General features: G+C 52.6%; 9 protein-coding genes. 7 read left to right on the top strand and 2 right to left on the bottom strand.

All coding sequences use genetic code 11. From position 1 onward, the window contains the following. The 5 genes from HMPREF1028_RS12255 to prfB all read left to right on the top strand — a co-directional run. On the top strand, positions 1-2050 hold a 2050-nt coding region (locus HMPREF1028_RS12255), incomplete at its 5' end, for a DUF3418 domain-containing protein (protein WP_009313101.1). Positions 2051-2392: 342 nt separating this feature from the next. Continuing rightward, on the top strand, positions 2393-4030 hold the full coding sequence (locus tag HMPREF1028_RS12250; protein WP_009313100.1) for an NAD-dependent malic enzyme: 1638 nt from the start codon (positions 2393-2395) through the stop codon (positions 4028-4030). 183 nt (positions 4031-4213) lie between these two features. Beyond that, the gene (locus HMPREF1028_RS12240) at positions 4214-5719 is read left to right on the top strand and encodes a hypothetical protein (protein ID WP_009313099.1); all 1506 of its coding nucleotides are present in this window, start codon (positions 4214-4216) and stop codon (positions 5717-5719) included. Between the two features lie 547 nt (positions 5720-6266). Beyond that, positions 6267-6932, top strand: coding sequence for a hypothetical protein (locus HMPREF1028_RS12235; protein WP_009313098.1), 666 nt, complete (start codon positions 6267-6269; stop codon positions 6930-6932). A gap of 164 nt (positions 6933-7096) precedes the next feature. After that, positions 7097-8200, top strand: coding sequence for a peptide chain release factor 2 (prfB, locus tag HMPREF1028_RS12230; protein ID WP_009313097.1), 1104 nt, complete (start codon positions 7097-7099; stop codon positions 8198-8200). Between the two features lie 89 nt (positions 8201-8289). On the opposite strand, the gene HMPREF1028_RS12225 is transcribed toward prfB, so the two are convergent. After that, on the bottom strand, positions 8290-8772 hold the full coding sequence (locus HMPREF1028_RS12225) for a TlpA disulfide reductase family protein (RefSeq protein ID WP_003775962.1): 483 nt from the start codon (positions 8770-8772) through the stop codon (positions 8290-8292). 256 nt (positions 8773-9028) lie between these two features. On the opposite strand from HMPREF1028_RS12225, the gene arsC reads away from it, so the two are divergent. Beyond that, entirely contained in the window at positions 9029-9388 is a 360-nt protein-coding gene (arsC, locus tag HMPREF1028_RS12220; RefSeq protein ID WP_009313096.1) for an arsenate reductase (glutaredoxin), read from the top strand. 22 nt (positions 9389-9410) lie between these two features. Further along, positions 9411-10082, top strand: coding sequence for a YdcF family protein (locus HMPREF1028_RS12215; protein WP_009313095.1), 672 nt, complete (start codon positions 9411-9413; stop codon positions 10080-10082). A gap of 63 nt (positions 10083-10145) precedes the next feature. Here the strand turns inward: HMPREF1028_RS12215 and HMPREF1028_RS12210 are convergent. Then, positions 10146-10500: IS3 family transposase (locus HMPREF1028_RS12210; protein WP_009313094.1), on the bottom strand; the 355-nt coding region annotated here is incomplete at its 5' end.

The following is a 10500-nucleotide window of genomic DNA, read 5'->3' as shown; positions in this document are numbered from 1 at the left end:
AGAGGGCAAAACAGTTGCCGCACAAACCAACTTTTCCGCAGCCGCAGCAAGCCCTCTCCCTAACCCTCTCCCGCAGGAGAGGGAACAGAGTGCCGCTGCCTCAACGGTTTCAGGCAGTCTGAAAACGACGTCTTGCGAAGCAAGGCTGAATTTCTGCGAAGCTAAAACTAAAACCGAAAGCAGCCTGCTCTCCGAAAAGCTACCTGAAAACCACACCCCACCATTTTCAGACGACCTGCGTCCTGCAAACCCTCAGCAAACTACCCCCTCCCCCGCGGGGGAGGGCCGGGGAGAGGGCAAAACAGTTGCCGCACAAACCAACTTTTCCGCAGCCGCAGCAAGCCCTCTCCCTAACTCTCTCCCACAGGAGAGGGAACAGAGTGCCGGAGTTTCAACGGTTTCAGGCGGCCTCCACAACGTAGGGTGTGTGGCGCAAGCCACGCACACGGATTCCAAAGATACGGGCAACCGCGTGCGTGAACCGAGTTCACACACCCTACAAAACATTTCAGACGACCCCAAACCCAAAAAGCAGCCTGCACCCCCAAAAGGCCGTCTGAAACCCCTCCCCCTCGCCGACATCCGCACCTTCCAAGCCTGGCTCAAAACCGCCGAGCGCGACAACCCGCGCCTGCTGTTCCTCAGCCGCGACGACCTCATGCAGCACGCCGCCGCGCACATCACCGAAGAACAATTCCCCAAACACTGGCAAACCGCAGACGGCAAATTCAAACTCAGCTACCACTTCGAGCCGCACCATCCGCTCGACGGCGTTACCCTCACCCTGCCGCTCACCGTGCTCAACCGCATCAGCCCCGCCGCCCTCGAATGGCTCGTGCCCGGCATGATACGCGAAAAAATCCAGCTACAAATCAAAGCACTGCCCAAACAAATCCGCCGCATCTGCGTACCTGTGCCCGAATTCATCACCCAATTTTTAAGCCAAAACCCCGACCGCAACGCCCCCATCCTGCCCCAACTCGCCCAAGCCATCGCCAAAACCGCCGGCGACATCCGCATACTGGAGCAAATCAACCAAGACGAATGGGCCGCGTTCAGGCTGCCCGAACACTGCTATTTCAACCTCCGCATCATCGACGACGGCGGGCAAGAATTAGCCATGGGGCGCGATTTAATTCAAATCCAACAACAACTTGGCAAAGCCGCCGCCACCACCTTCCGCGATAACACCCAAGAATTCGAGCGCGACAACGTTACCACATGGGACATCGGCACCCTGCCCGAATCCATCAAATTCGCCCGCGGCAAACAACAGCTCACCGGCTACCTCGGCCTGCAAAAAGAAAAAGACGGCCGCATCGCCCTGCGCCTGTTCGACACGTCCGCCGCCGCCGAACAAGCCCACAGATTAGGTGTGATCGAGCTCATGAAACTACAACTAAAAGAACAAGTTAAAGACCTGAACAAAGGCATCCAAGGCTTCACCCAAGCCGCCATGCTGCTCAAACACATCAACGCCGACACCCTGCGCGACGACCTCACCCAAGCCGTCTGCGACCGCGCCTTTATCGGCGAAGACGAGCTGCCGCGCAACGAAAAAGCCTTCAAAGAACAAATCAAACGCGCCCGCAGCCGCCTGCCCGCCGTCAAAGAAGCCCTCAGCCGCTACTTGCAGGAAACCGCCGCCGCCTACGCCGAACTGAACGGCAAACTCGGCAAACACCCGCTCACCCACCTCCTAAGACTACGCCTGCAAATCCTACTCGCCGCCGGCTTCGCCACCCGCACCCCGTGGGCACAATGGCCGCGCCTCCCCATCTACCTCAAAGCCATGACCCTGCGCCTCGAAAAATACAGCAGCAACCCCGCCCGTGACGCAGCCCGCGAAGCCGATATTCAAGAGCTGGAACAAATGTGGCAGGAAAAAACCGATAGTTTGGTGAAACAAGGATTGCCCGTTTCAGACGACCTCGCCGCGTTTAAATGGATGATTGAAGAATTGAGAGTGTCGCTGTTCGCGCAGGAATTGAAGACACCGTATCCGGTGTCGGTGAAGAGGTTGGTGAAGGAGTGGGAGAGGTTGAAATAAATGAAGGCTACCTGAAAATTTTCAGGTAGCCTTAAACATTTAAATTTTATATTTCAAAAAATAATGTATGGAATGTGGTCTTTCTAACTACTACCCTTTTCAACCAATTCCAAAGCAGCCTACATCCCCTTTCTTGTTTTCAGAAAGTAAGACGTAATTTTGAGTACTAAAAATTCAACCGTTTTTTAATATTCTCTTACCTGATTTGTCATTGCTTACCTGTATTCTCATATCCGAGTACGTTATTCCGCTTTATTTTTCATCTGTTTTACTAATTTATGAAATTGAGTATAGAATGAATTGGGAATTCCACAACCACCTCACCTCATAGGAGACTGCATCATGAGCAACATCCCTGAAATCCTGCAAAACCCGCTAACCAACAAAGACACGGCGTTTACCGTTGAAGAGCGTAAGAAATACGGCTTAATCGGCCGCCTGCCCGCAGCGGTGGAGACGCTTGACCAACAAGCCGTACGCGCCTACCGCCAATACGCTTCATATGCCGAAAATATTGAAAAATATATTTTTCTCGACCAGCTGCACAACCGCAACGAAGTGCTGTATTACAAACTGCTGACCGACCATTTGGCGGAGATGCTGCCGATTGTGTACGACCCGACCGTAGGTGAAGCAATTAAGAAATGGAGCCGTGACTACCGCCGTTCACGCGCGGTGTATTTGGATATCAACCACCCCGAAGCCATTCGCGAATCCCTTGAATCTTTGGGGCTGGGTGCGAACGATGTGGATTTGATTGTGGTGTCGGACGCGGAAGAAATACTCGGCATCGGCGACTGGGGCGTGAATGGTACGGATATTTCCGTCGGCAAACTGGCGGTTTACACCGCTGCCGCAGGCATCGATCCAGCGCGCACCATTGCCGTCAATCTTGATGTTGGTACAGACAACGAAGCCTTGCTCAACGACCCCGCCTACCTCGGCAACCGCCACGCCCGCGTGCGCGGCGAACGCTACGACGCGCTGATTGCTGCATACTTGAAAACAGCGGCAGAGCTGTTCCCGAATGCATTGCTGCACTTTGAAGATTTTGGCCCGTCCAACGCGCGCCGCATTTTGGTAGAAAACCGCGAACGCTACCGTATTTTCAACGACGATATGCAGGGCACGGGCGCAATTGTCATGGCGGCCGTGTTTTCGGGTTTGAAAGTAACCAAACAGGATTTTGCCGAACAGCGTTTGGTTGTTTATGGAGCGGGTACGGCGGGAACAGGCATGGCAGACCAAATCAGCGCGGCCATGCAGCGCGACGGACTCTCCCGCGAAGAAGCCAAGAAACGCGTATGGCTGATAGACATCAACGGCTTGGTTACCGACGATATGCCGAATCTGCCGGATTATCAGCAGGAATATGCCCGTCCTGCCGCCGAAGTGGCTGCATGGACGAAAACCAACGGCAAAATCAGCCTACTGGAAGTGGTCAAACAGATCAGGCCGACCATCTTAATCGGCACATCCACCGATCACGGCGCGTTTACCGAAGAAGTGGTGAAAGCGCTGTGCGCGGGCGTAGAACGGCCTATTTTGCTGCCGCTGTCCAATCCGACGGAGAAAATCGAAGTCATGCCTGCCGACGCGGTTCAATGGTCGGACGGCAAAGCGTTAATTTCCGTCGGCATACCTGTTCCGCCCGTTTCTTATAAAAGCGTGAACTACCACATTGGGCAAGCCAACAACGCCATGCTTTATCCGGGCTTGGGCTTGGGCGTTATCGTTTCTGGCGCGAAAGAAGTTACCGATGGTATGCTGCTTGCCGCTGCCGAAGCCGTAGCATCACAAGTGAACCCGCAAGATACAGGCGCATCCCTGCTGCCACCGGTAGACAACCTGCGCGCGTCATCCGCCACTGTGGCGGTTGCCGTGGCGAAACAGGCGGTCAAGGACGGTGTAGCGACCAAACAGCCTGAAAACTGGGTACAGGCCGTGCAGGATGTAATGTGGCAGCCTGTATACCGCTGATTATCCAATCATTGCATTCCAAATAAATTATCGCCTCCTTTCAAGCACCTAAAAGGTCGTCTGAATCCCATTTCCAGACGACCTTTTGCCACTTTGCAAAACAAGAATTCCCACCACTATCTCCCCAAACGTCGCCCAAACCAGTAAACTCCCCATATTTCAACAACTTCTTGGAAGCAAACCATGTCCGGTATCTACCTACCCCGCCTATTTCCGCCCCACATCGTCGAACGCGGCCTGTTGTATTTTCAGCAGGGCAAGGTTTGCGATATCCAAAAAACTTCCACCGGGCGTTATCGGGCAGAGGTGTGCGGTTCGGAAAACTATTCGGTATGGCTGAAGCTGGATAGTGATTTGTACATTAAGGACGGGGGCTGCGATTGTCCTTATGGCTGGGCGTGCAAGCATATGGCGGCGTTGTGGTACGCGGTGCGCGCTCAAACGCCGGACGGGCAGCCTGACGAATCTGACGCGCAGCAGCCTAAAAAGGGCGGCAATCCGTATCGGCAGCAGCTCTCCAGCATCTTTTCCCGAACCCGATATTATGATTACTACGAAGCCGCTGATTTGGGCTTCAGGCTGCAAAACTGGTTGGAAGATGTGGCGCAGGAGGGAACGGAGGCGTTGCAGCAGGCTTTGCCTCTGTTGATACCGCGTTTGCAGGATGCTTTTGAAAAGGCGGACGATTCAGACGGTATGTTGGGCGATGCTATGTATATGGCAATCGACCTGCTGGAAGAGGCGGTCATGGAAAACGTCACTAAGCGTTTGATCAATTTTTTGGACAAATGTTTGGACGACAGCCGCTATTTTGATTTCTCCGAGGCAGGCAATAGAATCTACCAAATCCGCGCCCGAATCTGGCGGCTGCGCGGCGAATGGCAGGCGTGGCAAGATTATGTGGATAAACGTTTGGCTGTTACCAAGTCGGGTTGGGAACATGAATTTTGGGCATTTGAGGGTTGGCAGGTTTTGCAGGCGAAAGGCGATACTGCTGCCGCGCAGGATTATTTCAGACGACATCTGCACCTGCCGCAATTCAGACAAATTGCGGTAGAACAAGCAGTCGGGCAGCAAGATTGGGCGGAAGCGGAACGCCTCTTGCGCGAAGGCATCAGCATTGCCGAAGATGAAGGAACACTCGGTACAGCGCACAAATGGAAGCTGCAACTTTTTGATGTATTGAAGGAAACCGGTAAAAATGTACGCGAAATCGCAGCGGATTTGGCGTTTTCCACCAGCCTTTCATTGCCGCATTACGAGGCGTGGAAAGCCACGTTTTCCGCCGCCGAATGGCCGAATGAATTCAACCGCCTGCTTGCGCGCTTGTCAGGTCAATATTCGCTGCGGGCTGAAATATTGGAGCATGAACAGGAATTCGATCTGCTGCTCGCCCTATTGCAGCAACATCTTTCGTTGTACATGATGGAACGTTTTGCCCCGTCTTTCCCCGATCCGTATCACGACCAAATCGTGGCTTGCTACCTGAAAATCTTTGCGGCTGAAATCAATAAGGCAAGCAACCGTAAACAATACCGCCAGCTCTTGAACCAATTAAAGACCCTCCGCCGCCAATATTCCGCACAACGGCAGGCGATGGAAGACTTTGCCGACGAGATCAGGGAACGATATAGCGAAAAACCGCGCCGGCCGGCGCTGTTGGAGGAGTTGGATCGGGCGGGGTTTTAGGCGGCAGGAGGTTGGATTGGGCGCGTCGCACTTTCACACACCAGTAAATCACACAAAACCTGGAATCTGCGTGCAGCCTTTCTAAACTCCCTTCCCTACCAAATCAAAGGTCGTCTGAAATCCGTTTTCAGACGACCTTTACGTCCGTAGGCAATGCTTTCCCGTATGCCGCACCCCAATCGGTTAAATCATGTATAGTGGATTAAATTTAAATCAGGACAAGGCGACGAAGCCGCAGACAGTACAGATAGTACGGAACCGATTCACTTGATGCTTCAGCACCTTAGAGAATCGTTCTCTTTGAGCTAAGGCGAGGCAACGCCGTACTGGTTTAAAGTTAATCCACTATACACAACGCTTTCCCGCCCATCTGCACACCTTTCCTGCTTTCAGACGACCTTTTGTCATTTTGTAAAGCAAGGATAAGAAAATTATGAAAGAATACCTGTTTGGCTTAATTGCCCTTGCTGCCTGACATGAAGAGGGTTACTCTTCTGCATAATTTTGATTTCATTACCCGGTCGGGGTTAAACGTAAAGGAACTTTGATGAAAAAATACCTCATGCTATTTGCTCTTTTCGCCGCTGCCGGCGCTCAGGCAAAAGAATTTTTCCGTGTGACCGATCTGCCCGACGGCTGGCAGGCGCATATTTCTGTCGAGGGCTGCAAAGACAATCATTGCGGCGGCAAAGGCGCGGTGTTTTTGTATCACCCTAAGCAGGAAACCACAAATGTTTTTAAGAGTGACGACCTGATATTTGAACGCAGCGAAGGCAGCAAAATCTCTGCGGCAAAAAGCCCTTTGATTATGAAAGACTTTACCTTTGACGGACGCAAGGATATTGCCGTTGCAACCGGCAATAAAGGCCCTAAAAACTCTCCTACATACGATATCTACGAGCAAGGCGAGTATGGTTATTTTGGCTCCAATTATTCACTGACTGAATTGACCAAGAATTACATGGGTATGTTCCGCGTCGACAACAAACAAAAAGCCCTGATTGTGACGAATGAAGTCGACTGCTGCACCCGTATCGAAGAACGCTACCGTTACAGCCCCGAGTATATTCTGACGTTGTTCTACTCCCGTTCAGTCGATACCTCTGACGAGGACAAGGTCGTGGTAACTGAAACCCGAACCGACCGTCGTGGCAATGAGAAAACCACTACCCGAACCTACACTCCCGCACAATGGCAGCGTCTGAATAAATAATCCGGTCAGATCGGATAGGAATCCGCCACATGGCTGGCGGATAATGCAAACGCAAAGGTCGTCTGAAAACTTGAGATTCAGGTTTTCAGACGACCTTTATCATAGAAAAAAGCCCGCAAATCCCTTACAATACGCCCCTAAAATTTTGAAAGCACACAAGAATCATGGAAGCCGAAATAATCAACCAGCTCAACAACACCCTGAACGATTTGGAAAAGCGCAGCGAAGACATCCGCGTCTATATGGACTATCAGGGCAAGAAAGACCGATTGGAAGAAGTCATCGGCCTTTCCGAAGACCCTGAGCTGTGGAACGACCCCAAACGCGCCCAAGAAATCGGCAAAGAGCGCAAAATCCTCGAAGGCATCGTGTTGACGCTTGACAACATCGCGTCGGGCATCGAAGACAACCGAATGCTGATTGAAATGGCCGTCGAAGAAAACGACGAAGAAGGTTTCGCCGCCGTGCAGGAAGACGTAGCGGGACTGGAAAAACAGATGGCGGATTTGGAGTTCAAACGGATGTTCAACCAGCCCGCCGACCCGAACAACTGCTTTATCGACATCACCGCAGGCGCGGGCGGTACGGAAGCGGAAGACTGGGCGGGTATGCTGTTTCGCATGTACAGCCGCTACGCCGAGCGCAAAGGCTTCAAAATCGAAATCCTCGAAGAAGACGATGGCGAAATCGCGGGCATCAACCGCGCCACCATCCGCGTGGAAGGCGAATACGCCTACGGCTTGCTGCGCACAGAAACCGGCGTTCACCGCTTGGTGCGCTACTCGCCGTTTGACTCGAACAACAAACGCCATACGTCGTTCTCATCCGTGTTCGTTTACCCCGAAATCGACGATTCCATCGAAATCGAAATCAACCCCGCCGATTTGCGCATCGACACCTACCGCGCATCGGGTGCGGGCGGTCAGCACATCAACAAAACCGACTCTGCCGTGCGTATTACCCACGAGCCGACGGGAATTGTGGTGCAATGTCAAAACGACCGTTCGCAACACGCCAACAAAGCCGCTGCGATGGAAATGTTGAAGTCCAAACTGTATGAATTGGAAATGCGCAAACGCAACGAAGAGAAACAGGCATTGGAAGAAGGCAAGTCCGATGTAGGTTGGGGCAGCCAAATCCGTTCGTACGTCTTAGACTCCTCGCGCATCAAAGACTTGCGCACAGGCTACGAAGTCGGCAACACCAAAGCCGTATTGGACGGCGATTTGGACGGATTCATCGAAGCCAGCCTGAAACAGGGCGTGTAAACCCCAAAATATCGAAAGGTCGTCTGAAAACCAAGATTCATGGTTTTCATGACGACCTTTTGATTTTCTAAGTTCGGTTTCTGCCCGATTTATTTACATTTCTCTTTAGCGGCATTGACGGCGGCGGTCAGGCTTTTTTCGTTGACTTCGCCGGTGATGGTTTGTTTGTAGCCGCATTTTGGGGCTTCGACGACGGTGAACGGCAGGACGCCGACATTGTTGCCGTAAGACTTCATGAAATTACGGCTGTCCGCGCCGGTATAACGCCAAACATGATAGCTGACGGGGGTTTGTTTCAAGAATTTGCCGATGTTGTCGGAAGTATCCAACGCAATGCCGACCATATCGACGCTGCCTTTTTTCTGCGCTTTGTACCATGCGGACATGGCGGGCATTTCCTTACGGCATGGACCGCACCAAGTCGCCCAAAGGTTCACCACGCGCACGGGGGCTTTGAGCGATTGCAGGCTTTGCGGCTTGTTGTCGTTCCAGCCTGCCAGCGGGTCGGCGGCAAACGCAGGGGCAGACAGGGCGGCAGTCATCAAAACAGAGGCAAGCAATAATTTTTTCATAAGTTCCATCCTTTGCATCAATCAGATGATGGCATTGTAACCCCTTTCAGCGTGCTGTCTATGGAGAAAATGAAGATGTTGGATTTTAGCGGTAAAAAATGACGATTATCGGGTGATAAGTTGAGGAAATCTCCAATGCAGCCGATAATATAGTGGATTAACTTTAAACCAGTACGGCGTTGCCTCGCCTTGTCCTGATTTAAAGTTAATCCACTATAAAGCCCATCAGCAAAATCTATAAACATCGGAGAACTCTATGTCGTCTGAATTCACGCTCTACCACAATCCCCGCTGCAGTAAATCGCGCGCCGCTTTCGACCTGCTCGAAGCGCGCGGCATCAAAGCCGAAGTCGTCAAATACCTCGACACTCCGCCCGATTTGGCAACGCTGCAAGACATCTTTGCCAAACTGGGCTTGGAGTCCGTGCGCGGCATGATGCGCGTCAAAGACGACTTGTACAAAGAACTCGGCTTGGACGATCCCGACCTCGACAACCAAGCCTTACTCAAAGCCATCGCCGCCCACCCTGCCCTGCTCGAACGCCCCATCCTGACCACACAGGACAAGGCCGCCATCGGCAGACCGCTCGAAAACATCGAAGCCCTGTTGGACTGAAGCGCGGGAAGGCCGTCCCTACATGATTTCCCTGTTTCGCAGCCGCAACGGCTTGCGCTACTACCTTTTTCGCGGCATAGGCCTGAGTATCCTGCTGGTACTCGGCATATTCGGCGAGGGCGCATGGCAGGTGTACCACACCGGCTCGCAGCCTCTGCCCGGTTATGTCCGCGCCGATGCCGCCCTCGTGCTCGGCGCCGCCGCGTGGGACAAACGGCCTTCGCCCATCTTCCGCGAACGCATCAACCACGCCATCACCCTCTACCAAAGCCACCGCGTCGAAAAAATTGTTTTCACCGGCGGAACACCCAAAAAAGGCTACATGACCGAAGCCGAAGTCGGTCGGCGCTACGCCCTCAAACAAGGCATACCTGCGCACAACATCCTCTTTGAAAACACCTCGCGCAATACCTACGAAAATATCCGCAACATCCGCCCGATATTGCGCGCCGAGGGCATCGGAAGCATCATCATCGTCAGCGACCCCTACCACCTCGCCCGCGCCCTCGAAATCGCCTCCGACCTCGACATCGAAGCCTACATCTCCGCCACGCCGACCACGCGGTTCGACCAAAGCAAGGAAAAAAACAAATTCCTGCTTCAAGAAAGCTACGCCCTCTTCCTCTACCGCATCGGCAAATGGAGCGAAAACTTTTGGGACTGGCTGACGATGAGTAAAACAGAAGATGAATAAAGGAAAAAAGGTCGTCTGAAAACTGAACTGGCCCCCAAATCTTGGACACTCATAAAAGCCTATTCAGGCGCTCTGTGCAAGCTGGGTTCTGTATGCGACAGGACTCAGCTTTTTCAATTTCAAACTGCAACGCTCCCGGTTGTAGTAATCCATATAGTCATCTATCTGCTTCATCAATTCATCTACCGTCAATTCACCTGCGTTATAGAAACACTCCGTCTTCAACACCGCAAAGAAGCTTTCCATCGGCGCATTGTCCCAACAGTTCGCCTTTCGCGACATGCTTTGAACCATGGAATGCTCCGCAAGCAATTCCCTATATCCCGCCGTACGGTACAGCACACCTTGGTCCGAATGAAGCATCGTTCCTTCGCCAGTCAGCCGGGGTGCGGCTTTTTCGAGCATTTCCTTTACCATT

Origin of the sequence: Neisseria sp. GT4A_CT1, from assembly GCF_000227275.1 — a bacterium.
Lineage (GTDB): Bacteria > Pseudomonadota > Gammaproteobacteria > Burkholderiales > Neisseriaceae > Neisseria.
The sequence above is the reverse complement of the archived record's forward strand: the minus strand, read 5'-3'. Positions and strand labels throughout refer to the sequence as shown.

Coding starts and splice junctions, on each gene's coding strand:
- HMPREF1028_RS12235 (WP_009313098.1), top strand. CDS start 6,267: ATGAAAAAATACCTCATGCTATTTGCTCTTTTCGCCGCTGCCGGCGCT.
- HMPREF1028_RS12240 (WP_009313099.1), top strand. CDS start 4,214: ATGTCCGGTATCTACCTACCCCGCCTATTTCCGCCCCACATCGTCGAA.
- HMPREF1028_RS12215 (WP_009313095.1), top strand. CDS start 9,411: ATGATTTCCCTGTTTCGCAGCCGCAACGGCTTGCGCTACTACCTTTTT.
- HMPREF1028_RS12250 (WP_009313100.1), top strand. CDS start 2,393: ATGAGCAACATCCCTGAAATCCTGCAAAACCCGCTAACCAACAAAGAC.
- arsC (WP_009313096.1), top strand. CDS start 9,029: ATGTCGTCTGAATTCACGCTCTACCACAATCCCCGCTGCAGTAAATCG.
- prfB (WP_009313097.1), top strand. CDS start 7,097: ATGGAAGCCGAAATAATCAACCAGCTCAACAACACCCTGAACGATTTG.
- HMPREF1028_RS12225 (WP_003775962.1), bottom strand. CDS start 8,772: ATGAAAAAATTATTGCTTGCCTCTGTTTTGATGACTGCCGCCCTGTCT.